The following is a 22,535-nucleotide window of genomic DNA, read 5'->3' as shown; positions in this document are numbered from 1 at the left end:
GGCGGCCTCACCCCTTCACTGCGCCGGAGGTCAGGCCGGCGACGATCTTGCGCTGGAACAACAGGACGATGATGATCACCGGCAGCGTGACGATGACCGAGGCGGTCGACAGCTGTGCGTACGGTGGGTTGAACGGGTCTGGTCCGACGAAGAACGACATCTGTGCGGGCACGGTGCGCGACGCGGTCGTCGAGGTCAACGAGATCGCGAGCACGAACTCGTTCCACGCGAAGAAGAACGTCAGGATCGCCGCGGTGAACACACCCGGGGCGGCGAGCGGGACGATCACCTTGCGGAACGCCTGCCACGACGTGGCGCCGTCCACCTGGGCCGCCTGCTCCATCTCCCACGGGATCTCGCGGAAGAACGCCGACAGGGTCCAGATCGCCAGCGGCAACGTGAACGACATGTAGGGGATGATCAGGCCGGGCCAGGTGTTGAACAGGCCGAACCTGGTCCACAGGTCGAACAGTGGACCCACTAGTGCGACCACCGGGAACATCGCGATGGCCAGCGCCAGCGAGAGCACCAGACGCTTGCCCCTGAACTCCAGCCGGGCGATGGCGTACGCCGCGAGGGTCGCGAGGATCACCGAGAGCACGGTGGCGATGATGGAGATGCCGAACGAGTTGAAGAGGGCCTTCTGGAAGTCCTTCTCCACCCCGGTGGGGTCGGCGCCGACAAAGGGCCAGTCCCACAGCGCCTTGTAGTTGTCGAACGTGGGGTCCTTGGGCAGGAACTGCGGACTGCCGACCGCCGTCTCGCCCTCGGACTTGAACGAGAGCGAGAGGATCCACGCCACGGGGAACAGGCACCACACCAGGATCAGCAGGAAGCCGACCCAGGTGCCGATCTTGGTCTTGCCCTTCATCAGCCCTCACCTCTCGCAGACGCCAGGTCCACCTTGAACAGCTTCACGATCAGCCACGCCAGCAGCAGCACCGAGATGAACAGCACGACCGAGAGTGCCGACCCGAGCCCCAGTTGCATCTGCTCGATCACCTGCCGGTAGGTGAGGAACGAGATCGACTCGGTGTCCTGGGCGCCCCTGGTCATGATGTAGATGTTGTCGAAGATGCGGTAGGCGTCGAGGGCCCGGAAGAGGACCGCGACCATGATGGCGGCCCGCATGTTGGGCAGGATCACCTTCCACAGCCGCTGCCACCAGGTGGCACCGTCGACCTGGGCCGCCTCCAGCATGTCCTCGCTGACCTGGGAGAGGCCGGCCAGCAACAGCAGGGCCATGAAGGGCGTGGTCTTCCAGATCTCGGAGACCATGATCGCGAACATCGCGTGCCAGTGGTCGCCGAACCAGTTGGTGTCCTCGGCGATCCACGGCAGCCAGTGGAACCACGCGTTGACGAAGCCGTTGTTGAGCGAGAACGCGAACTGCCAGGCGAAGGCGGAGACCACGGTGATGATGCCGTAGGGGATGAGGATCGAGGTCCGCATCACTCCGCGGGCGAACACGATGCGGTGCATCACCATCGCGAAGGCGAAGCCGATGACCAGCTCGACCGCGACCGTCACGACCATGATCAGGACGGTGTTCCACGTGTCCTGCCAGAAGAGGCTGTCGGTCAGCACGGTGATGTAGTTGTCGATCCCGATGAACTCGCGGTCGTCAGGTGCCGTCAGCCGGTAGCGGAAGAGCGACAGGTAGAGCGCCTGGATCATCGGCCAGGCGGTGACCAGCAGCATCATCACCACGGCGGGTGCCACCAGCTTGAGGCCGAGCCTGTTCTCGGCCTTGGACCGATCGCTCGCCACAGCCTTGGTGGACACGTCGGCGGGTGGGCGTTGCAGGGTGGTGCTCACAGCAATCTCCCTCCTTCCAGGATCTGCTGGGTGAAGTCCTGGGACTCCGGGGGCGTGTCCTGGTTCACGTTGGCCGGCGGGTGCCAGGTGTTCTGCAGCGAGCTGGAGATGTCGCTCCAGTAGGGAGTGACCGAGCGCGGGGCCGAGGTGTCGACGCTCTCCTGGAAGAGCTTCAGGAGGTCCGCGGGGTAGATGTCTGCAAGTGCGGGATATTCGTAGCCGGCAGTGCTGGCCGGCATGTTGCCGGTCATCTCGGCGTTGATGCCCTGGTTCTCCGGCTCCACCAGGCAGGCGGCGGCCTCGAGCGCGAGGTCCTTGTGGTCGGAGAACTCACTGACGGCGATGCCGATGCCGCCGTAGGGCGGTCGGGACTCCTCGCCCTCGACCGTCTGGGGGTAGCGGGTGTAGCCGATGTCCTTGGCGACGTCGGGGGCCGTCTCGTCGTAGTTGTGGAAGATGTAGGTCCAGTTGACCATGAAGGAGCCGTTGTCCCCTCCGAAGGTCGACCCGGCCGTGCCCTCGTTGGACACGCTGAGGTCGGCGGGAGCGGCCTCGGAGGTCGCGAGCTCCTCGATGACCTTGGCCGCGTCCTCGCCCTGAGGGCTGTCGATGGTCAGGTCGAGGTCGACGCCCTTGTCGGCGTTCTCCACCAGCTGCCCGCCCGCGCCCTCGATGAGCGCGTTGATCCAGACGCTGTAGCCCTCGTACTTGTTCGCCTGCACCCCGATCTGTCCGCCGTTGTCCGCAGCGGCCTGGATGATCTGGTCCCAGGTGACCGGCTGGGACATGTCGATGCCGGCCTTCTCCACGAAGGACTTGCGGTACCAGAGGACCTGGGTGTTGGACCAGAACGGGAAGACGACGAGCTTGTCCTCCCATGTCGCTGCGTCCATCGCGCCCTTGAAGGTGCCCTGCTTCTCGAGCTGTGCCTTGGCGTCCTGCGGGACCTCGGCGAGGAAGCCGGCGGCGGCGAACTCCGCGGTGAACGGCGGGTCGAGCGACATCAGGTCGATCTCGGGATCCTCGGCCGCGAGACGTCGCGACAGCTGGATGCGCTGCTCGCTCGAGCTCTGGGGGAGCACCTGGGTCGCGATGGTGTACTCGTCGGTCGAGCACTTCTCGGCGATGGCTGCCTGGCCCCCGGTGTCGGGGTTGATGTACCAGGTCAGCTCGGTCGTGCCGCTGTCGCTGCTGCACGCGGCCAGCAGGGCACTGGCAAGGGCCAGACTGGCGAACGAGCCAGCGACCCGACGAGCCCCTGGGCGACCGCGCGAGCGGGTCGATGAACGTGGTGCCATGCGCCCCTCCTAGATATGACGTGGATCACTGGTCTATCGGCTGTGGCTATGTTTGGCAACAGCGCCTCACCCAGAGGAAGACCGTGACGAGAGAGGCCCCTGTGACGAGCTGGTTCGCGCCCGGTCGCATCAACCTGATCGGTGAGCACACCGACTACAACGACGGCTTCGTCCTGCCGTTCGCGCTGGCCGTCGGGTGCACGGCGACGGTCTCGGCCGTCGAGGCGGGCTCGGCCGGCAGCGCCGAGGGCTCCGCCGGCTGGACGGTGCGATCCGTCCAGCAGCCCGACGCGGTCGTCGTACGACGCTCGGGGCTGGCGGCCGCGGACGTGCAAGGCGTTCCCGAGTGGTCGCGCTACGTGCTGGGTGCGCTCTGGCTGCTCACCGACCGCGGGATCGACGTCCCGCCCCTCGAGGTCGAGGTCGACTCCGACGTGCCGTCGGGCGCCGGGCTGTCGTCGTCAGCCGCGCTCGTCTGCTCGGTCGCGCGGGCCGTCGACGACCACCTCGGCCTCGGGCTCGACGACGACGCCCTCTTCGCGCTGACCCGCGACATCGAGAACGACGCCGTGGGCGCGCCTACCGGTGGTATGGACCAGCTGGTCAGCCTGCGCGGCGAGGCCGGCCACGCGCTGTTCTGCGACATGCGCAGCCACGAGACCCGCTCGGTCCCGCTCGACCTCGGTGGCAGCGGGCTGGCGGTGCTGGTGGCCGACACCCGCGCCCCCCACCGTCACTCCGACGGCGAGTACGGCGCCCGGCGCCGCGGCTGCGAGGAGGCGGCTCGCCGCCTGGGCGTTCCCGCGCTGCGCGACGTGACCGCCGACGACCTCGACGCCGCGCTCGAGCGCCTCGACGACGAGGAGCTGCGCCGCTACGTGCGGCACGTCGTCACCGAGGACGACCGCGTGCTCTCGGTGGTGCGGCTGCTCGACGACAGCCGGCTCGCCGACATCGGACCACTGCTGACCGCGTCGCACCGCTCGATGCGCGACGACTTCCGGATCACCGTCCCCGAGGTCGACACCGCCGTCGACGCGCTGCTGGAGGCGGGTGCGCTGGGTGCCCGGATGACCGGCGGCGGCTTCGGCGGCTGCGTCATCGGGCTGGTGCCCGAGGAGTCCGTGGACCCGGCGGGTGACGCCGTACGCCGTGCCTTCGCGGACGCCGGCTTCGGCGAGCCCGACCTCTTCACGGCCGAGCCGTCGCAGGGCGCGCACTCCGTCGACCGCTGACCAGCCCGGCCAGGGGCTAGGAGGCCCGGTCGGCCGTGCGCCGGATCGCCTCGACGAAGGTGCCGAAGAGCTCGGGCGGCAGGTCATGGCCCATGCCGTCGATGGTGACCAGCTCGGCGCCGGGGATGGCGGCGGCGGTCGAGCGCCCGCCGCTGACGTGGACCATCTTGTCGGCGTTGCCGTGGATGACGAGCGCGGGGATGCGGAGGCTGCGCAGCCGCGGGGTGCGGTCGCCCTGCGTGAGGATGGCGAGCATCTGGCGCACGACGCCGCTGGCGCTGACGCCGCGGTCGAAGGTCTCGCCGGCGCGGGTGCGCAGGGCGTCGGGGGCGGAGGGGTAGGCGGCAGAGCCGATCAGCGCCCACATGGCGGCGCTGCTGTCGATGTAGGCGTCCCGGCCGGCCTTGCGCGGCCCGATCAGCCGCGGGAGGAGGGAGGGGTGCTGCCAGCCGACGGTGCGTCGTCCGGTCGTCGAGCTGATGCTGGTCAGCGACCGCACCCGCGTCGGGTGCTCGACGGCGATCGTCTGGGCGATCATGCCGCCCATCGACACGCCGACGAGGTGCGCGGACTCGAGGCCGAGGTGGTCGAGCAGCGCGACGGCGTCGCCGGCCAGGTCGGACATCGTGTACGGCGTCCGCGCGCGACCGGTCGCGAAGGCGCGCACCAGCTGGTCGCGGCGGACCGGTGCTGCGACCCGGGACGACCGACCGGTGTCGCGGTTGTCGTAGCGCACGACGTGGAAGCCGGCGCCTGCCAGCTGCTCGCAGAACGCCTGGTCCCACCACGTCATCGGGCCGCTCAGCCCCATCACGAGGAGCAGCGGCTCGTCGTCGGGGTCGCCGAAGGTCTGGTAGCAGAGCTCGACCTGGTTGCCGACCGGCGCGCGGAGCTCGTCGGACGCGACGGGAGGCTGGCTGCTGTCTCGGTGGGGCGCGGGCATGTCGCCAGTGAACACGACAGTCGTCCCCAAATAAACGCAAAGTGGCCCACATCCCCGGTGGTAAGCGGGTTCTGGGCTAGGTTCGATGATTGTGACGCAGCGCACAATGGCCGCATTCCTGACTCCGGAGGGCTTTTCACAGCCCTCCGTGGTTGCGGTGCTGCGCGAAGGGTCGGTCCTCACCGAGGCCGGCCGCTACGCCGTCTCGGCCTTCGGCTCGCGCGGCGCGCGACGTCGTACGCCGCTGGGCGCGCGCCCGATGCGGGTCGGCGAGCCGGTGCTGCTGGTGCCGGGGTTCCTCGCCGGTGACTCGTCGCTGGGGCCGATGAGCCGGACGCTGCGCCACCAGGGCTTCAGGACCTACCGCGCCGACATCCGCGCCAACGTCGGCTGCACGCTGTCAGCCGCCGCGCAGCTCGAGGAGCGGCTCGAGGAGATCTCGCAGCGGCGTGGGTCGCGCGTGCGCATCGTTGGCCACAGCCTCGGCGGGATGCTGGCCCGCGGCGTCGCAGCCCGACGGCCCGACCTCGTCGCGGGCATCGTCACGATGGGCAGCCCGATGCTCGCGCCGGGAGCGCACCACGTCTCGCTGGCCCGCAGCGTCGACCTGCTCGTGCGACTCAACCGCGCCGGGATGCGCGGCCTGATGGCCGAGGACTGCGTCGCCGGCCACTGCGCCAAGGAGAGCTTCGACCAGGCGCGCGCGCCGCTCCCCGAGGGCATGGACTTCACCGCGATCTTCTCCCGGCGCGACGGCATCGTCGACTGGCGCGCATGCGTCGATCCGGCCGCACGGCCGGTGGAGGTGCGCTCGTCGCACGTGGGGATGGCGTTCGACCCCCTCGTCATCACCGCAGTCTCGGCCGCGCTGCGGCCGCCGGTGCCGACGTCAGTTGTCGAAGTCGATCGTGGAGAGATTGCGTAGCTTCGAGAGCCGGTGCTCGGCGGTGATCGAGCGGACGGTGCCGCTGCGCGAGCGCATCACCAGCGAGTGCGTGGTCACGCCGTCGCCGCGGTAGCGCACTCCCCGCATGAGCTCGCCGTCGGTGATGCCGGTGGCGACGAAGAACGCGTCGTCACCGGTGACCAGGTCGTCGGTGCCGAGCACGAAGTCGCGGTCGAGGTCGTGGCCGGCGTCGAGGGCGCGCTGCCGCTCGTCGTCGTCCTGCGGCCAGAGCTGGCCCTGGATCTTGCCGCCGATGCACTTCATCGCGCACGCCGCGATGATGCCCTCGGGGGTGCCGCCGACGCCGAGCATCAGGTCGACGCCGGTGTCGGGGCGGGCCGCCATGATCGCGCCGGCGACGTCGCCGTCGGTGATGTACTTGATCCGGGCGCCGGTCGCGCGGATGTCCTCGACCAGCTGGGCGTGGCGCGGCCGGTCGAGCAGCACCACGGTGACGTCGTGGATGGAGATGCCCTTGGCCTTGGCCACGCGGGCGATGTTCTCCTTGACCGGCAGCCGGATGTCGACGTGGTCGGCGGCCTCGGGACCGGTGGCGAGCTTGTCCATGTAGAACACCGCGCTCGGGTCGTACATCGAGCCGCGCGGTGAGACCGCCAGCACCGAGACGGCGTTGCTCATGCCCTTGGCGGTCAGCGTCGTGCCGTCGATCGGGTCCACGGCGACGTCGCACTCGGGGCCGGAGCCGTCGCCGACCTCCTCACCGTTGAAGAGCATCGGCGCGTTGTCCTTCTCGCCCTCGCCGATCACCACGGTGCCGCGCATCTCGACGGTGGAGATCATGTAGCGCATCGCCTCGACCGCGACGCCGTCGGCGTCGTTCTTGTCGCCGCGACCCACCCAGCGCCCGGCCGCCATGGCGGCCGCCTCGGTGACGCGCACCAGCTCGAGGGCGAGGTTGCGTTCGGGCTGCGGCGCGCTGGAGCTCATGCCGCGCATGTTATCGGCGGGTGGTGGCCGCGGGCTCGGCCCCCGTGCAACCCGCTTCGGGCCTGCTGGGAGGATGGCCCGCGTGAGTGGGCAGGGACAGCCGAGTCGTTACACGCGCTCGTTCAACGGGATGACCGGCGCCCTGATCGTCACGGTTCTCGCGGTGCTGGCGTTCGTCGCGTGGCGTGGCCTGTGGCGCAGCGACGTGGACAACGAGGCGGAAGCCGTGGACTGGCAGGCGCGCGTCGAGCTCGCGCAGCAGGCAGACCTCCGGGTCGTCCACCCCCGTGAGCTGCCGGCCGGGTGGACGGCCACCAGCACCGAGCTCGCCGCCGGCGACGACCCGCGGTGGAGCCTCGGCGTGCTCACCGACGACGGTCGCTTCGTCGGGATCCGGCAGCAGGACACGTCGGTCACCGACCTCGTCGAGCTCTACGTCGACGAGGACGCCGAGGCCGGCGACGACGCCACCGTGCCGTCCGACATCACCGACACCTGGCAGACCTGGTCCGACGAGGGTGGCGACGTGGGCTACTCCACCGAGCTCGGCGACGAGGCGCTCCTCGTCTACGGCTCGGCCCCGGCCGAGGACGTCGAGACCTACATCGGGCTGCTGACCCGGTGAGACGCCCAGTCGCGGCCGAGGCACGAGGCCGCGGCGTGGGGGCGGCCAGATCGAGCAAGCGACGCGACTGAGGAACGAAGTCGCACGAGCGCGTCGAGATCCGGACAGCCGAGAAGCAGCATTCGCCGAGGGGTCTCGTGACGGGACTTCGTCCCACCTCGACCAGCGGATGCGGTCAGTCGTCGGCGTCAGTCGTCGGCGTCGGGGCCCATCGCGTCGTCGAGGCGCTTGCGGGCGCCGTCGAGCCACTGCTGGCAGACCTTGGCGAGTGCCTCGCCCCGCTCCCAGAGCGCGAGCGACTCCTCGAGGGTGGTGCCGCCGGCCTCGAGGGTGCGGACGACCTCGATGAGCTCCTCGCGGGCCTCTTCGTAGCTGGGCTGCTCCGTGGTGGCGTCACTCATCGGGGTCCTCCTCGACCAGGGTGGCTTCTTCGATGCGGTCTGTCGTGGCGTGGATGCGTCCGTCCGCGACCCGGACGGAGACGGCGGCACCCTTCGCGGCCTGCGCGACGGACGTGACGACGTGGCCGTCGGCGTCCTGGAGAACGGCGTAGCCACGCTGCAGCGTCGCGAGGGGCGAGAGCGCCTGCGCCCGGGCGCGCTGGTGGCCGATGTCGTCGGCGGCCCGGTCGAGGCGGTGCGAGACCGTACGGCGGGCGCGCGCGAGCAGGTCGTCGAGCTCGTCGGAGCGGGCGGCGAGCAGGTTGCGGGGATCGGCCATGGCCGGGCGCGAGCGCACCTGGGCCAGCCAGTCCTGCTCGCGCGCGATGCGCTGCGTGATGACCTGGCGGAGGCGGTCGCGCGCCCACGTGACGCCCTGGACCTCCTCGGCCATGTCGGGGACGACGAGCTTGGCGGCGTCGGTGGGCGTGGAGGCACGCACGTCGGCGACGAGGTCGAGCAGCGGCTGGTCGGGCTCGTGGCCGATCGCGGACACGACGGGTGTGCGCATCCGGTGCACCGCCCTCACCAGCGCCTCGTCGGAGAACGGCAGCAGGTCCTCGATCGAGCCGCCGCCACGTGCGACCACGACGACGTCGACGTCGGCGTTGCGCTCGAGCTTGTCGAGCGCCTCCATCACCTCGCTCGCCGAGCGGGTGCCCTGCATGGCGGCGTAGGCCACCTCGAACTGCACGGCGGGCCAGCGACGGCGCGCATTCTCGAGGACGTCGCGCTCGGCGGCGCTGTTGGGCGCGGTCACCAGGCCGACCCGGCCGGGGAGGAACGGCAGGTCGCGCTTGAGCTCGGGGGCGAACAGGCCCTCCGCGGCGAGCAGCTGGCGGCGCCGCTCGAGCCGGGCGAGCAGCTCGCCGAGACCGACCATGCGGATCTCGCGGGCAGCCAGCGAGAACGACCCGCGGTTGGCGTAGAAGCTGGGCCGGGCGTGCACGACGACGCTGGCCCCCTCGACGAGGGGCGGGTTCATCGAGTCGACGAGCGACCGGGAGCACGTCAGCGTCACCGAGATGTCGGCGACCGTGTCGCGCAGCGTCATGAAGACGGTCTGCATGCCGGGCCGCCGGTTGACCTGCGCGATCTGTCCCTCGACCCACACGCCGCCGAGCTTGTCGATCCACTGCGAGACGGCGTTGGCGACGGCCCGCACCGGGGCCGGCGACTCGGCCGTGGCATCGCGGAGTGAGGGCACGCGGTGAGGATAGGGGAGGGCGCGGACACGCCCGTAGACTCGGGCCCATGAGCACCGACCTCGGCCTTCCTCAGGTCCTCGACCCCGAGACCGCCAAGAACGTCCTGCTCGCGGCTCCCCGCGGCTACTGCGCCGGCGTGGACCGCGCCGTGATCACGGTCGAGAAGGCACTCGATCTCTACGGCGCCCCGGTCTACGTCCGCAAGCAGATCGTGCACAACAAGCACGTGGTGGCCAACCTCGAGTCGCGCGGCGCGATCTTCGTCGAGGAGCTCGACGAGGTGCCCGAGGGCCGGACGGTGGTCTTCTCCGCCCACGGCGTCTCGCCGGCGGTCCACGAGCAGGCGGCCGAGCGCGGACTGAAGACGATCGACGCCACCTGCCCTCTGGTGACGAAGGTCCACCACGAGGCGAAGCGGTTCGCCTCCGACGACTACGACATCCTCCTCATCGGCCACGCCGGCCACGAGGAGGTCGAGGGCACGGCGGGTGAGGCGCCCGACCACATCCAGCTCGTCGAGAGCCCGGCCGACGTCGCGCGCATCGAGGTCCGCGACCCGGCGAAGGTGGCCTGGCTCTCGCAGACCACCCTCAGCGTCGACGAGACCCTCGAGACGGTCGCCGCGATCCGGGAGAAGTTCCCGCTGCTGCTCGACCCGCCGAGCGACGACATCTGCTACGCCACCCAGAACCGCCAGCTCGCGGTCAAGGAGATCTCCTCGGCCGCCGACCTGGTGATCGTGGTCGGCTCGCGCAACTCGTCCAACTCCGTCCGGCTCGTCGAGGTGGCTCTCGAGGCCGGCGCCAAGGCGTCGTACCTCGTCGACGACCACACCGAGATCGACGAGGCGTGGCTCGACGGCGTCGAGACCGTGTCGGTCACCTCCGGCGCGTCGGTGCCCGAGGACCTCGTCGAGGGCGTGCTCGCCTTCCTCTCCGAGCGCGGCTACCCCGACGCCCGTGCGGTGCACTCGGCCGAGGAGTCGCTGATCTTCGCGCTGCCGCCGGAGCTGCGACGCGACCTGCGCGCGGCGCAGAAGGCCTGACGGGAGCGCGAGATGGCCCGCTACCTCGACATCCACCCGGACAACCCGCAGCCGCGGCTCGTCTCCCAGGTCGTCGAGGCGCTGCGTGACGACCAGCTCATCGCCTACCCGACCGACTCCGGCTACGCCCTCGGCGCGCAGCTCGGCAACCGGGACGGCCGCGACCGGATCCTCAAGATCCGCGAGCTCGACGACCGCCACCACTTCACGCTGATGTGCAAGGACTTCTCGCAGCTCGGGCAGTTCGTCCACGTCGACAACAACGCGTTCCGCGCCATCAAGGCCACGACGCCGGGCCCCTACACGTTCATCCTCCCCGCGACCGGCGAGGTGCCGAAGCGGCTGATGCACCCGAAGAAGCGCACCGTCGGCGTCCGGATCCCCGACCACCTGCTCGTGTGTGCCCTGCTCGAGGAGCTCGGCGAGCCGATCCTCACCAGCACGCTGATCCTCCCCGGCGAGACCGAGGCCAGGACGATGGGCTGGGAGATCAAGGAGGACCTCGACCACGTCGTCGACATCGTGGTCGAGTCGGGCGAGGTCACCGCCGAGCCCACGTCGGTGATCGACTGGTCCGACGCCGAGCCCGTCGTCGTACGCCGTGGGGCGGGCGACGTTTCGCGCTTCGAGGAGTGACCGACCGGGGTCAGCCGGTCGGCTGACCCAGCTCGCGCTCGAGCTCGGAGGCGAGGTCGCCCTGGCGGTGCAGGCGCCAGCCGAGCCAGCCCAGGCACAGCGCGTAGCCGACGAAGAGGGCGACGCCGTGGGTGGCCACCCCGGAGACGACGGCCTGCAGCAGGCTGTCGCGCGGGTCGGCGATCGCGTCGCGTGCGACGACGGCGACGAAGCCGAAGACCACGACCATCAGGACCGGCGGCAGCAGCGCGACGAGGTAGAAGTCCTGGCGCCGCACGAGCGCCGCCAGGCCCAGGCACAGCGCCACGAAGCACAGGTCGAAGAACAGCGTGAGGCTGCCGACCAGCAGCACGTCGAGGGCGACGGCGGTCAGCGTGAGGGCGACGCCCAGGGACACCACCTGCAGGCCCGGCTCCCGCCCGGCCTGCCACCGCGTGTCGGCCTGTGTCACGAGGCTCAACCTAGGGCCGGGCTCAGGCGCCCCGCGCGCGGCGCGCCGCGGCGGGCGCCGAGCCGGGGTGCTGGTCGAGCAGGTCGTCGAGCGTCGGGTCGCCCGTCGCGCCCGGGACGTCGTCGAGGACGTCGAGCTCGGTCGCGGCAGCCGAGCGGGGCACCGTCTCCACCTGGCGGGGGCCCTCGAGCTGGTCGTTGGTGACGCCGAGGTCGGCGAAGCGGCGCGCGGACACCAGCACCCGCCCCTCGAGCGAGCCCATCGCCTGGTTGTAGGCGACGACGCTGGCGTTGAGCGAGCGACCCACCTTGTCGAGGTGGCCGGCCATCGAGCCCAGCCGGGCGTGCAGCTCCTGCCCGAGCCGCTGCACCTCCTGCGCCTGGGCATTGAGCACCTCGTGCTGCCACCCCTGGGCGACGGTGCGCAGCAGCGCGATCAGCGTGGAGGGGGTGGCCAGCACGACGTTGCGGGCTGCGGCCTGCTCGACGAGGTCGGGCACGGCCTGCAGCGCGGCCTGGAGGATCGCCTCGCCCGGGAGGAACAGCACCACGAACTCCGGGGTGCCGGTCAACGCCTCCCAGTAGCGCCGGGAGCCCAGGTCGGCGACGTGCTTGCGGACGTGCTCGCCGAGCCGGGTCAGCGCCCGCTCGTGCTCGGCGGGGTCGTCGGCGCCGGTGAGGTCGAGGAAGGCGGCGAGCGGCGCCTTCGCGTCGACCGCGATGGTGCGTCCGCCGGCGAGGGTGACGACGAGGTCGGGGCGCAGTCGGCCGTCGTCGAGGCGCGTCTGCTCGGCGAAGTCGCAGTGGTCGACGAGCCCCGCGAGCTCGACGGTCCGGCGCAGGTGGAGCTCGCCCCACTGCCCGCGCACCTGCGGCTTGCGCAGGGCGGTCGCGAGCGTGTGGGTCTCCTGGCGCAGCACGTCGGTCGAGTGGCGTACGTCGGTCACCTGCTGGTGGAGCTGGGCCTGCCAGGCCGTGCGGTCGTGGGCCAGGTCGCTCAGCTGGTCCTGAAGCCGCTCGAGCCCGTCCTGGACGACCGCGTGGTCGGCGACCCGCTGCTGCAGCGCGGCGATCGCGGTGTCGTCGCCCGGCCGGCTGCGTGCCCACAGCACGCCGATCACGGCACCGAGGGCCAGCCCGACGGCGAGGACGGCCGCCAGGGTCAGCACGAGGGGGAAGGTGTCCATGGATCCAGCATGGACCGACCCACCGACAGACCCTCCGAACCGCGTCGAGTGCGCGGCCCCGTGTCGAGCACTACCGCGAGCGCACCCGACCCGGTTCGGCGTCACCGCGGAAGGTGCGCCGGTAGGCGGAGGGCGAGACGCCGAGGGACGCGTGCAGGTGCTGGCGCAGCGAGGCGGCGGTGCCCATCCCGGCGCGGGTCGCGACGTCGTCGACGGTCAGGTCGGTCGCCTCGAGGAGGTGCTGGGCGTGCCGGACCCGCTGCTGGGTGACCCACGCGCCGGGGGACTGGCCGGTCTCCTCCCGGAAGCGCCGGGTGAAGGTGCGCACGCTCATCGACGCCTGCCGGGCGAGGGTCGCGACGTCGAGGGTCCGGTCCAGGTGGCCCTGCGCCCACGCGCGTACGTCGCTGGTGGTCTCGTCGGCGCGCCGCGGGACGTGCCGCTCGATGAACTGCGCCTGCCCGCCGTCGCGCCACGGGGGCACCACCATGTGGCGGGCGACCGCGTTGGCGACAGCGGTGCCGTGGTCGCTGCGCACCAGGTGGAGGCAGAGGTCGATGCCGGCGCTGAGCCCGGCGGAGGTGAGCACCCGGCCGTCGTCGGTGAAGAGGACGTCCTCGTCGACGGCGATGTCGGGGTAGAGGCGGCGGAAGTCGTCGGCGTACTTCCAGTGCGTCGTGGCGCGGTGGCCGTCGAGGATCCCGGCCGCGGCCAGCACGAAGGCCCCGGTGCAGATCGAGACCCAGCGCGCGTCGGCGGGGACGGAGGCCAGCGCGGCGCGGAGGTCGTCGTCGATCGTCCCGTCACGTCGCGGACCGGCGACCTGGGTGCCGGGCACGATCACGGTCTGCGCCCTGGCGAGCGCCTCGGGCCCGGCCGACGGGGCGATGGCGTAGCCGCGGGTCGCCGCCACGGGGTGCCCGTCGAGGGTCACCACCGCCACGTCGTAGAGCGGGCTGCCGTCGGCGTCGTGGGCCTCGCCGAGCACCTGAGGCGGGATCGTCAGGTCGTAGCCGATGACCGGCGCGACGGCGAGGACGACCACGCGGTGCGGCTCGGCCGACGACGACGAGGAGGGCGACGACATGGCCGGATTCTTGCACATGTTGGCATTTCGGCCACTCGTCGGACGGCGCCGGTTGTCGGGAGACTGTCCCGGTGACGATGACGACTCCTTCCGAGCCGACCCTCGGGCGGCCGCAGCGGCTGCACTGGGCGTGGGTGGTGGCCGCGGTGTCCTTCGTGACGCTCGTCGGCGCGGCCGCCTTCCGGTCCGTGCCGGGCGTGCTGATCGAGCCGCTGCACGAGGAGTTCGGCTGGTCGCACGGGCTGATCGGCTCGGCGGTCTCGCTCAACCTCATGCTCTTCGGGCTGATCTCGCCCTTCGCTGCGGCCCTGATGGACCGCTTCGGCGTCCGGCCGGTCGTCACGTTCGCGCTGCTGATGGTCGCGGTCGGCAGCGGCCYGACGGTCTTCATGACCGAGCCCTGGCAGCTCATCCTGTGCTGGGGACTGCTCGTCGGCATCGGCACCGGCTCGATGTCGATGGCCTTCGTCGCGACGATCACCAGCCGCTGGTTCGTCGCCCGCCGCGGACTGGTCAGCGGCATCCTCACCGCCGGCAACGCCACCGGCCAGCTGATCTTCCTGCCGGTGGTGGCCTGGCTGGCCACCCACCACGGCTGGCGTACGGCGGCACTACTGGCCGCCGCGGCCGCCCTCGCCGTCGTACCGCTGGTGCTCCTGCTCCTCCGCAACCACCCGGCCGACCTCGGGCTGCAGGCGTTCGGCGCGACCGAGGCCGATCCCGGCCCGCCGCCCCACCAGCACGTCGGCTCCAGCGCGGGGCGCGCCCTCGCGGTGCTGCGCGACGCCGCCAGCAGCCGGACCTTCTGGCTCCTCTCCGGCGGGTTCGCCATCTGCGGGATGACGACCAACGGCCTCATCGCCACGCACTTCGTCCCGGCGGCCCACGACCACGGCATGCCGGCCACCACCGCCGCCTCGCTGCTCGCGGTCGTCGGCATCTTCGACGTCGTCGGCACGATCGCCTCGGGTTGGCTCACCGACAAGGTCGACCCGCGGCTGCTGCTGGTGGGCTACTACGTGCTGCGCGGGGTCGGCCTGATGGCGCTGCCCGCGCTGATGTCGCCGCACGTGGAGCCCAGCATGTGGGTCTTCATCATCGTCTACGGCCTCGACTGGGTCGCGACCGTGCCGCCCACCGTCGCGCTGTGCCGGGAGTGGTTCGGCGCGGCGTCCGGCCCGATCGTCTTCGGCTGGGTCTTCGCCAGCCACCAGGTGGGCGCGGCCGTCGCGGCAACGGCCGCCGGCGTGGTCCGCGACGTCACCGGCGGCTACGACCCCGCCTTCTACGCAGCGGCCGGTCTCTGCGCCCTCGCCGCGCTGATGTCGTACGCCATCCGGCGCACGCCGCAGCCCGCCGTGGCAGCGCCGACCACCGGCGTGATGTGAGCCCTCAGTCGAGGTCGACGACGACCGGCGCGTGGTCCGACGGCGAGCCCGTGCCCTGCGCGGGGTCGCGCTCGTCGCGGTCGATGAAGGCGCCGCTGACCCGCGAGGCGAGCGTGGGGGAGGCGAGGACGAAGTCGATCTTGAGGCCGCGGTCGCGCTCGAAGCGCTGGCGGTAGTAGTCCCAGTAGGTGTAGCCGGCGTCGTGGGCGCGGGTCACCTCGGCGTAGCCGTCGTCGAGGAACCCCTGGAAGGCGGCCCGCTCGGGCGGCGTCACGTGGGTCGACTTCGCGAACTGCTTGACGTCGAAGACGTCGTCGTCGGTGGGGCAGATGTTCCAGTCGCCGACGAGCGCGGTCTCGCCGTCGAGCCAGCCGCTCGCGGTCGCGCGCAGGCGGGCGAGCCAGTCGAGCTTGTAGGCGTAGTGCGGGTCGTCGGGCTTGCGGCCGTTGGGGATGTAGAGCGACCAGATGCGAACCCCGCCGCAGGTGGCGCCGATCGCGCGCGAYTCGGCGGCCACGGGGTCGCCCCACCCGGGCATGTCGGGGAAGCCGACCTCGACGTCCTCGAGGCCGACGCGCGACAGCAGCGCGACGCCGTTCCACTGGTTCAGCCCGGCGACGGCGATGTCGTAGCCGAGGGCCTGCAGGCCCATCAGCGGCAGCTGGTCCTCACGGGCCTTGGTCTCCTGCAGGGCGAGCACGTCGATGTCGTGTCGCTGCACGAACGCCTCGACGCGGTCGATGCGGGAGCGGAGGGAGTTGACGTTCCAGGTCGCGATGCGCACCCGTCCACCCTAAGGAAGGCAGTTGGTGGCGCATGCCGTGGGGCGAGGAACTCTTTGCGCAGGAAAGTCTTTACAGATCGGGGCCTCGTGCGCGATGTTCATCGGCACGCACCTGTCTCGGGAACGTGTGCAAACCTGCTGGACCCTTGTCGGACCGTGACCACATCAGCTCCAGGCCACGTCCGGCGCTGCTCAGGACTCCGAGATGGCGTGTGCCAAATCCCCCCATCAGGAGAGAAGAACCCACATGCAGCGCAGTCGACTCGGGGCGATCGCCCTCAGCTCCGCAGCACTCCTCGGCGCGGCCCTCGCCTCACCGGCACTGGCCGCCACGGACTCGGAGATCCCGACGTTCCAGGAGTTCCACGCATCCACGTTCAAGGACGCGGACCAGCAGTACGTCGTCAACGGTGACGAGCCCGTCGCCGACACCGGCAAGCTCCGCGAGTTCTACGACTCGATGGTCGCGCCCGAGACCATGCAGGAAGGCCTCATCGTCAACACCGTCGGCGGCGCCGACGACAAGTGGTCGGCCAGCCAGGCCCTCAACCTGACCTACTGCGTGAGCAACAAGTTCGGCACGTCGAAGACCAACGTGGTCAACGCGATGAACCAGGGCGCCGCGCTGTGGGAGGGCGCCACCTCGAAGGTGAACTTCACCTACGTGCCCGCCCAGGACGCCAGCTGCACGGTGCGCAACAACTCGGTGCTCTTCTCCGTCGAGCCCACCAGCACCACGCAGTACATCGCCCGCGCGTTCTTCCCGAGCACCAGCAAGCGCAGCCGCAACATCCTGGTCAACGCCTCGTCGCTGATGAACTCCGGGTCGTGGACCCCGGGCAACATCCTGGGCCACGAGCTCGGCCACACGCTCGGCTTCCGGCACGAGCACACGCGGCCCGAGGCCGGCACCTGCTTCGAGGACAACAACTGGCGCCCGCTGACGCCGTACGACTCGTCCTCGATCATGCACTACCCCCAGTGCAACGGCACCTCGAGCAACCTCAGCATGACGGCGACGGACCGCCAGGGCGCAGTCACCCTCTACGGCTCCTGATCGCCTAGGCTGGTGACAGCCCCGAGCGCCCCTTCCGTCCCGAGCGGAGGGGGCGTTCGGCCCGTCCGGACCGCCGCACCGGATCCCCGGTCGCGTCCGGGTAGCGTCGGCGCGTGTCCACCACCGCCTCGCCGTCGACCATCCTCTCCGCGCGCGACCTGCAGTTCATGCTCTTCGAGTGGCTCGACGTGGAGCAGCTGGCCGAGCGACCGCGGTTCGCCGAGCACGACCGCGAGACCTACGACGCGCTGCTGGCGCTGTGCGAGCAGCTGGCCACCGAGCACTTCGCCCCGCACTACCGCCGCAGCGACACCGAGGAGCCGGTCTTCGACGGTGAGAAGGTGCTGCTCATCCCGGAGATCGCGACGGCGCTGGAGGCCTTCGCCAAGGCCGACCTGCTCACGCTGACCCTCGACGAGGAGGTCGGCGGGCAGCAGGTCCCGCACGTGGTGGCGTCGGCGTGCATGGCGTGGTTCACCGCCGCCAACATCGGCACCGCGGCGTACTCGTTCCTCACCGTCGCGAACGCAGGGCTGCTGCTCGCCCACGGGACGCCCGAGCAGGTCGAGCGCTTCGTGACTCCGATGCTCGAGGGGCGCTTCTTCGGGACGATGACGCTCTCCGAGCCGCACGCCGGCTCCAGCCTCGGCGACGTCGTCACGCGGGCCGTCCCCGCCGACGACGGCACCTACCGGATCTTCGGCAGCAAGATGTGGATCTCCGGCGGCGACCACGAGATGGGCGACAACATCGTCCACCTCGTCCTGGCCAAGCTGCCCGACGCGGCGCCCGGGACGCGGGGCATCTCGCTGTTCGTCGTCCCCAAGCACCTCGTCGGGGAGGACGGCTCCATCGGCGAGCGCAACGACGTCGCGCTCGCCGGCATCAACCACAAGCTCGGCAGCCGGGGGACGGTCAACACCGCACCGGTGTTCGGTGGCGGAGCCTTCACGCCCGGTGGCGCTGCGGGTGCCGTCGGCCACCTCGTCGGCGAGCCCGGCAAGGGCCTGTCCTACATGTTCCACATGATGAACGCGGCGCGCCTCGGGGTCGGGATGTCCGCGACCACCACGGCCTACACGGCCTACCTCAAGTCGTTGGAGTACGCCCGCTCCCGCCCGCAGGGCCGCCGGCTCGGGGCGGCCGACCCGAGCGCGCCGCAGGTGCCGATCATCGAGCACGCCGACGTGCGCCGCATGCTGCTGGCGCAGAAGTCGTACGTCGAGGGCGCGCTGGCGCTCAACCTCTACTGCTCGCGCCTGCTCGACGTCCAGGCGACCGCGCGCGACGAGGAGGAGCGCACCGAGACCGGGCGGCTGCTCGACCTGCTGACGCCGATCGCGAAGTCCTGGCCGTCGCAGTGGGGGCAGGAGAGCAACAGCCTGGCGATCCAGGTGCTCGGCGGCTCGGGCTACACCCGCGACTACGACGTCGAGGCGCACTGGCGCGACCAGCGGCTGAACCCCATCCACGAGGGCACCCACGGCATCCAGGCGCTCGACCTCCTCGGGCGCAAGGTCCTCGGCGGAGGTGGCGCCTCGCTCATGGCGCTCGCCGCCCGGATCGGTGAGACCGTCACCCAGGCCCGCGACCTGGGCGGGGAGCCCGCCGCCCACGCCGAGGCGCTCCAGTCGGCGGTCGACCGGCTGGGCGAGGTGACGCTCGCGCTGGCCGGGCTCGGTGACCCGGAGCGGACGATGGCCAACGCCACCGTCTACCTCGAGGCAGCTGGCCACGTCGTGGTCGCGTGGATGTGGCTCGAGCAGCTCGTCGCGGTCGGGGACCGGACGGGGGACTTCTACGACGGCAAGCGGGCCGCGGCGCGCTACTTCTTCCGCTGGGAGCTGCCCAAGGTGGGCCCGATGCTCGACCTGCTCGCCTCCGGTGACACCACCACGCTGGAGATGCGCGACGCCTGGTTCTAGACCCGGTCCACGAAGTCGGTGAGCAGCCCGGGTGTCGCCCGGTCGGCCAGCGCCACGGCCACGTCGAGGCGTACGTCGCGCACCAGCACCCGCTCGGTGCCCGCGGCGGTCGTGGCGGTCAGGTCGACGAGCCCGATACGGCGCTGCCACCACGACTGCGAGACGACCCAGCCGATGATGCCGTCGGTCTCGAGCACCGTGCGGATGCGCGCGAAGGTGCCGCGCCCGGCGACGAGGTGCTCACCGGCGAGGTCGTGCCCGAGGTGGCGGTACGACGCCTCGCCCGCCGCAGCGGCGAGGGCGAGCAGTGCGGCGCCGATGGCGGCGAGCCACCACCAGGTCAGGTCGAACCACCACCAGGCGACCGCGAGCAGCACGATGACGTCGAGCGCGTTGCGGAGCTGGCGGAACCACGCGCGGCGCCGGGCCTTCGGACCGTGCTCCACGAGCCGACCGGTCAGCGGGCCGGGATGCTCGAGGACGGCCTCGCCGACCGCGACGGCGACCCCGCGCGGGCACGGCGGCAGCACCTGCGTGACGCCGTCCTCCACGCCGGTGGCCAGCGTGGAGAGCTCGGCCCCGCCGACGAGTCGCATGAGCACCGGCTCGGTCATCTCGACGCCGCGGACCTTCGCCTCCTCCACCGTGATGGACCGCGTCGTCACCAGCCCGGAGGTGAGGTGCAGCGAGCCGTGCTCGCGCACGAGCCGGAAGCCCCACCACTGCAGGACGTAGCCGGCGACGGAGACGACCAGCCAGAGGGCGAGTGCGCTGACGGAGAGCACGAGCGCGATGGCGGCGACGGCGAACTGGGTGAGCCACTGCCACGCCGAGGTGGCCGTCTCCTCGTTCCAGATGGGGAGGTCGTCGGCGAACTGCGACAGCACCCCGAGCCCGCCGAACAGCAGCACCAGCCGGCCGAGGCTGAAGGGCGCGAAGCGCAGCCAGGACCAGTCGATCCGCGCGAGCGGCACCGCCGGCGCGGGCAGGGGAGCGGGGGCCACGGGCCGGTCGGGCCGGTAGGTCCCCTCGGGCTGGGCGAGCTGGTCGGGCTGGTCGGGCTGGTCGGGCGACGGGCCGTCAGGCCGGCCCACGGCAGCCGGCGCGGCCTGCTGCTCCGCGACGGCGCGCCGCGTCAGCAGCGTCGTACGCAGTGCCTGGGCGTCGGCGGCGGCGAGGGCGTCGAGCGTGATGCGGTCGTCGTCGACCCCCGTACCGATCTGCACCTTCTGCAGGCCGAGGATGCGGTGGAGCAGGGACGCCTCGAGGTCGACGCTGCGCACACGGTCCAGCGGCGCGGTCGAGGTCTTCTTGTTGAGGATGCCGCTGCGCACCTGGATCTGGGTGCCGGTCAGGCGGTAGTGGGTGGTCAGCCACGGCAGCGCGCCCAGGACGAGCGGGCCCAGCACGACGAGCGGGAAGATGATCGGCCAGAACTTCGTGTCGCTCCGGCTGATCCCGACCAGCGCGATGACCACGGGCACGACGAACTGCGCGACGGCCTTCACGGGATCGAGCAGCAGCTTGAGCGGGCTGAGCCGGACGAAGCCCTCGCCGGGCTCGGGGATCACGTGGCGTCGTCCTCGGTGGCCGCGGTGATGGCGGTCAGCCGCGCGACCACGTCGCGGGCGGTGTCGGCGTCGAGGCAGTCCACGGTGATCGGCCCGGCGGCCGAGGCGGTCGTGACGGTGATCGAGGCGAGCCCGAACAGCCGCATCACCGCGCCCTGGCGGGAGTCGACCGTCTGCACGCGGCTGATGGGGGCGATGCGGGTCTGCCGGCCGATCCACCCCTCGCGCGTGTGGACCGCCGTGTCGGTGACCTCCCACCGGTGCACCCGGAATCGGATCCGGGGCATCAGCACCACGTGCGCCGCCGCGACGAGAGCGAGGAGGAGCACCACCAGGCCGGCCCAGCCCGGGACCCCGGGCACCAGCAACCAGACGAGCAGCGCGCCGACCACGAGCACGGCGTCGCCGACCAGGGCCGACACGGTCCAGAACGGGACTGCCTGCGGCGACACCCGGTTGGCCGGCTCGCGCAGCACCGGCGTACCCCCCACGTCAGTCATGGGCAGGAGTCTTGCAGGTCGCCCCGAGGCGCCGGACGTCCCCGGACTTGTGCAGCTGCGCGTCGTCGAGCGCCAGGCGGGCAACTCCTGCAGGTTCATGCAGTGCAGACACCTGACCCTGCGCGGGGCTTCCCCAGACCGGGCGCGACCGGTTGGTTGGAGGAGCAACGACCGAGACGGATCGCGCGGGGGTGCGGTCGGTCTACGGCTCCTGACGGACGCCGAGGCGCGCAGGAGGGAGGGCCCGGCCGCTCGGCCGGGCCCTCTGCCGTCCTCGCCCTTTGCCCGCCGGCCGCGAATCGCTCGCGTGCAGCGCGCAGCCGTAGACTCCCGGCCCGTGGCTCTCACCATCGGCATCGTCGGTCTCCCCAACGCGGGCAAGTCGACGCTCTTCAACGCACTGACCAAGAACGATGTCCTCGCGGCGAACTACCCGTTCGCCACCATCGAGCCCAACGTCGGCGTCGTGGGCGTCCCCGACGAGCGGCTGCCCCGGCTGGCCGAGGTCTTCGAGTCGGCCAAGCTGCTGCCCGCCACGGTGGAGTTCGTCGACATCGCCGGCATCGTGCGCGGCGCCTCGCAGGGGGAGGGCCTGGGCAACAAGTTCCTCGCCCACATCCGCGAGTCGGCCGCGATCTGCCAGGTCACCCGCGTCTTCCGCGACGAGGACGTCACCCACGTCGACGGCGAGGTCAACCCCGCCAACGACATCTCCACCATCCAGACCGAGCTGATCTTCGCCGACCTCGAGACGGTCGAGAAGGCGATCGCCCGGCTCGAGAAGGAGTCGCGCAAGGTCAAGGACCTCGTCGCGAACCTCGAGGCCGCCAGGGCCGCCAAGGAGGCGCTCGAGTCCGGCACCCCGATCATCGCCACCGACATCGACCGCTCGCTGCTGCGCGAGCTGTCGCTGCTGACGGCCAAGCCGTTCATCTACGTCTTCAACTGCGACGCCGACGAGCTCGCCGACGAGGCGCTCAAGGACAAGATGCGCGAGATCATCGCGCCCGCCGAGGCGATCTTCCTCGACGCGAAGTTCGAGGCCGACCTGGCCGAGATGGACGACGACGAGATGGCTCACGAGATGCTCGCCGAGATGGGCATCACCGAGTCCGGCCTCGACCAGCTCGCACGCGTCGGCTTCGACACCCTCGGCCTGCAGACCTACCTGACCGCCGGCCCCAAGGAGACGCGGGCCTGGACGATCCGGAAGGGCGCCACCGCCCCCGAGGCCGCCGGTGTCATCCACACCGACTTCCAGAAGGGCTTCATCAAGGCCGAGATCGTCTCCTTCGACGACCTGATGGAGGCCGGCTCCATGCTCAAGGCCCGCGAGGCCGGCAAGGTGCGCATGGAGGGCAAGGACTACGTCATGGCCGACGGCGACGTGGTGGAGTTCCGCTTCAACGTCTGAACGACGCGTTGGTGCAGGTCAGACGGGCGT

The 22,535-nt window shown here is 71.3% G+C and carries 22 protein-coding genes; 9 read left to right on the top strand and 13 right to left on the bottom strand.

All coding sequences use genetic code 11. The annotated features are described in order from the left end of the window. Positions 1-7 precede the first annotated feature (7 nt). From ACXJKB_RS01670 to ACXJKB_RS01660, 3 genes are read right to left on the bottom strand one after another with little or no spacing between them, the layout of a single operon-like run. A complete protein-coding gene (locus ACXJKB_RS01670) occupies positions 8-871 on the bottom strand; it encodes a carbohydrate ABC transporter permease (protein WP_457184783.1) in 864 nt (287 codons plus the stop codon). After that, positions 871-1,818, bottom strand: coding sequence for a carbohydrate ABC transporter permease (locus ACXJKB_RS01665; protein WP_457184781.1), 948 nt, complete (start codon positions 1,816-1,818; stop codon positions 871-873). Before ACXJKB_RS01665 ends, ACXJKB_RS01670 begins: the two co-directional genes overlap by 1 nt. Next, positions 1,815-3,116 (bottom strand): extracellular solute-binding protein, encoded by a 1,302-nt coding sequence (locus ACXJKB_RS01660; protein ID WP_457184779.1) that lies wholly within the window; start codon positions 3,114-3,116, stop codon positions 1,815-1,817. The genes ACXJKB_RS01665 and ACXJKB_RS01660 overlap by 4 nt, the downstream gene beginning before the upstream one ends. A gap of 101 nt (positions 3,117-3,217) precedes the next feature. Between ACXJKB_RS01660 and galK the strand changes: the two genes are divergently transcribed. Beyond that, positions 3,218-4,351 carry a galactokinase gene (galK, locus tag ACXJKB_RS01655; RefSeq protein ID WP_457184777.1) on the top strand — a complete coding sequence of 378 codons (1,134 nt, stop codon included), beginning with the start codon at positions 3,218-3,220 and terminating at the stop codon, positions 4,349-4,351. 16 nt (positions 4,352-4,367) lie between these two features. Here galK and ACXJKB_RS01650 read toward each other — a convergent pair whose 3' ends face one another. Next, positions 4,368-5,294 carry an alpha/beta fold hydrolase gene (locus ACXJKB_RS01650; RefSeq protein WP_457184775.1) on the bottom strand — a complete coding sequence of 309 codons (927 nt, stop codon included), beginning with the start codon at positions 5,292-5,294 and terminating at the stop codon, positions 4,368-4,370. A 91-nt stretch (positions 5,295-5,385) separates the two neighbouring features. Here ACXJKB_RS01650 and ACXJKB_RS01645 point away from each other — a divergent pair, with 91 nt between their 5' ends. Then, positions 5,386-6,219, top strand: coding sequence for an esterase/lipase family protein (locus ACXJKB_RS01645; protein ID WP_457184773.1), 834 nt, complete (start codon positions 5,386-5,388; stop codon positions 6,217-6,219). Here the strand turns inward: ACXJKB_RS01645 and glpX are convergent. Next, positions 6,184-7,197, bottom strand: coding sequence for a class II fructose-bisphosphatase (gene glpX, locus ACXJKB_RS01640; protein WP_378540679.1), 1,014 nt, complete (start codon positions 7,195-7,197; stop codon positions 6,184-6,186). The genes ACXJKB_RS01645 and glpX overlap by 36 nt on opposite strands. 73 nt (positions 7,198-7,270) lie before the next feature. Between glpX and ACXJKB_RS01635 the strand changes: the two genes are divergently transcribed. Continuing rightward, a complete protein-coding gene (locus ACXJKB_RS01635) occupies positions 7,271-7,813 on the top strand; it encodes a DUF4245 domain-containing protein (RefSeq protein ID WP_457184770.1) in 543 nt (180 codons plus the stop codon). A 188-nt stretch (positions 7,814-8,001) separates the two neighbouring features. Here the strand turns inward: ACXJKB_RS01635 and ACXJKB_RS01630 are convergent, their stop codons facing one another. Both ACXJKB_RS01630 and xseA read right to left on the bottom strand, forming a co-directional pair. Further along, positions 8,002-8,214 (bottom strand): exodeoxyribonuclease VII small subunit, encoded by a 213-nt coding sequence (locus tag ACXJKB_RS01630; RefSeq protein ID WP_300046496.1) that lies wholly within the window; start codon positions 8,212-8,214, stop codon positions 8,002-8,004. Then, positions 8,207-9,460 (bottom strand): exodeoxyribonuclease VII large subunit, encoded by a 1,254-nt coding sequence (xseA, locus tag ACXJKB_RS01625; protein WP_457184768.1) that lies wholly within the window; start codon positions 9,458-9,460, stop codon positions 8,207-8,209. Before xseA ends, ACXJKB_RS01630 begins: the two co-directional genes overlap by 8 nt. Positions 9,461-9,507: 47 nt before the next feature. Here xseA and ACXJKB_RS01620 point away from each other — a divergent pair, with 47 nt between their 5' ends. Both ACXJKB_RS01620 and ACXJKB_RS01615 read left to right on the top strand, forming a co-directional pair. Continuing rightward, a complete protein-coding gene (locus ACXJKB_RS01620) occupies positions 9,508-10,506 on the top strand; it encodes a 4-hydroxy-3-methylbut-2-enyl diphosphate reductase (protein WP_457184766.1) in 999 nt (332 codons plus the stop codon). Positions 10,507-10,518: 12 nt separating this feature from the next. Then, the gene (locus ACXJKB_RS01615) at positions 10,519-11,142 is read left to right on the top strand and encodes an L-threonylcarbamoyladenylate synthase (RefSeq protein ID WP_457184764.1); all 624 of its coding nucleotides are present in this window, start codon (positions 10,519-10,521) and stop codon (positions 11,140-11,142) included. 10 nt (positions 11,143-11,152) lie between these two features. Here ACXJKB_RS01615 and ACXJKB_RS01610 read toward each other — a convergent pair whose 3' ends face one another. The 3 genes from ACXJKB_RS01610 to ACXJKB_RS01600 all read right to left on the bottom strand — a co-directional run bounded on the left by ACXJKB_RS01610 (position 11,153) and on the right by ACXJKB_RS01600 (position 13,866). Continuing rightward, positions 11,153-11,593: a DUF6542 domain-containing protein gene (locus ACXJKB_RS01610; protein WP_457184762.1), complete on the bottom strand. Its 441-nt coding sequence runs from the start codon at positions 11,591-11,593 to the stop codon at positions 11,153-11,155. 22 nt (positions 11,594-11,615) lie between these two features. Continuing rightward, positions 11,616-12,779, bottom strand: coding sequence for a DNA recombination protein RmuC (locus tag ACXJKB_RS01605; RefSeq protein ID WP_457184760.1), 1,164 nt, complete (start codon positions 12,777-12,779; stop codon positions 11,616-11,618). A 70-nt stretch (positions 12,780-12,849) separates the two neighbouring features. After that, entirely contained in the window at positions 12,850-13,866 is a 1,017-nt protein-coding gene (locus ACXJKB_RS01600) for a GlxA family transcriptional regulator (RefSeq protein WP_457184758.1), read from the bottom strand. A 77-nt stretch (positions 13,867-13,943) separates the two neighbouring features. On the opposite strand from ACXJKB_RS01600, the gene ACXJKB_RS01595 reads away from it, so the two are divergent. After that, a complete protein-coding gene (locus ACXJKB_RS01595) occupies positions 13,944-15,254 on the top strand; it encodes an MFS transporter (protein ID WP_457184756.1) in 1,311 nt (436 codons plus the stop codon). A 4-nt stretch (positions 15,255-15,258) separates the two neighbouring features. Here the strand turns inward: ACXJKB_RS01595 and ACXJKB_RS01590 are convergent, their stop codons facing one another. Then, positions 15,259-16,038, bottom strand: coding sequence for an exodeoxyribonuclease III (locus ACXJKB_RS01590; RefSeq protein ID WP_457184754.1), 780 nt, complete (start codon positions 16,036-16,038; stop codon positions 15,259-15,261). 247 nt (positions 16,039-16,285) lie between these two features. Between ACXJKB_RS01590 and ACXJKB_RS01585 the strand changes: the two genes are divergently transcribed. Next, positions 16,286-17,095 (top strand): M57 family metalloprotease, encoded by an 810-nt coding sequence (locus ACXJKB_RS01585; protein WP_457184752.1) that lies wholly within the window; start codon positions 16,286-16,288, stop codon positions 17,093-17,095. 113 nt (positions 17,096-17,208) lie between these two features. Further along, entirely contained in the window at positions 17,209-19,020 is a 1,812-nt protein-coding gene (locus tag ACXJKB_RS01580) for an acyl-CoA dehydrogenase (RefSeq protein ID WP_457184750.1), read from the top strand. Here the strand turns inward: ACXJKB_RS01580 and ACXJKB_RS01575 are convergent. Further along, positions 19,017-20,591 carry a PH domain-containing protein gene (locus tag ACXJKB_RS01575; protein ID WP_457184748.1) on the bottom strand — a complete coding sequence of 525 codons (1,575 nt, stop codon included), beginning with the start codon at positions 20,589-20,591 and terminating at the stop codon, positions 19,017-19,019. The two genes, ACXJKB_RS01580 and ACXJKB_RS01575, sit on opposite strands and share 4 nt — an antisense overlap. Continuing rightward, entirely contained in the window at positions 20,588-21,091 is a 504-nt protein-coding gene (locus ACXJKB_RS01570; protein ID WP_457184746.1) for a PH domain-containing protein, read from the bottom strand. Before ACXJKB_RS01570 ends, ACXJKB_RS01575 begins: the two co-directional genes overlap by 4 nt. A gap of 337 nt (positions 21,092-21,428) precedes the next feature. Between ACXJKB_RS01570 and ychF the strand changes: the two genes are divergently transcribed. After that, a complete protein-coding gene (gene ychF / locus ACXJKB_RS01565) occupies positions 21,429-22,505 on the top strand; it encodes a redox-regulated ATPase YchF (RefSeq protein WP_457184744.1) in 1,077 nt (358 codons plus the stop codon). Positions 22,506-22,535: the final 30 nt, after the last annotated feature.

Source organism: Nocardioides sp. P5_E3 (assembly GCF_054049275.1).
The sequence above is the reverse complement of the archived record's forward strand: the minus strand, read 5'-3'. Positions and strand labels throughout refer to the sequence as shown.

Coding starts and splice junctions, on each gene's coding strand:
- ACXJKB_RS01670 (WP_457184783.1), bottom strand. CDS start 871: ATGAAGGGCAAGACCAAGATCGGCACCTGGGTCGGCTTCCTGCTGATC.
- ACXJKB_RS01660 (WP_457184779.1), bottom strand. CDS start 3,116: ATGGCACCACGTTCATCGACCCGCTCGCGCGGTCGCCCAGGGGCTCGT.
- ACXJKB_RS01650 (WP_457184775.1), bottom strand. CDS start 5,294: ATGCCCGCGCCCCACCGAGACAGCAGCCAGCCTCCCGTCGCGTCCGAC.
- glpX (WP_378540679.1), bottom strand. CDS start 7,197: ATGCGCGGCATGAGCTCCAGCGCGCCGCAGCCCGAACGCAACCTCGCC.
- ACXJKB_RS01630 (WP_300046496.1), bottom strand. CDS start 8,214: ATGAGTGACGCCACCACGGAGCAGCCCAGCTACGAAGAGGCCCGCGAG.
- ACXJKB_RS01620 (WP_457184766.1), top strand. CDS start 9,508: ATGAGCACCGACCTCGGCCTTCCTCAGGTCCTCGACCCCGAGACCGCC.
- ACXJKB_RS01615 (WP_457184764.1), top strand. CDS start 10,519: ATGGCCCGCTACCTCGACATCCACCCGGACAACCCGCAGCCGCGGCTC.
- ACXJKB_RS01605 (WP_457184760.1), bottom strand. CDS start 12,779: ATGGACACCTTCCCCCTCGTGCTGACCCTGGCGGCCGTCCTCGCCGTC.
- ACXJKB_RS01600 (WP_457184758.1), bottom strand. CDS start 13,866: ATGTCGTCGCCCTCCTCGTCGTCGTCGGCCGAGCCGCACCGCGTGGTC.
- ACXJKB_RS01585 (WP_457184752.1), top strand. CDS start 16,286: ATGCAGCGCAGTCGACTCGGGGCGATCGCCCTCAGCTCCGCAGCACTC.
- ACXJKB_RS01570 (WP_457184746.1), bottom strand. CDS start 21,091: ATGACTGACGTGGGGGGTACGCCGGTGCTGCGCGAGCCGGCCAACCGG.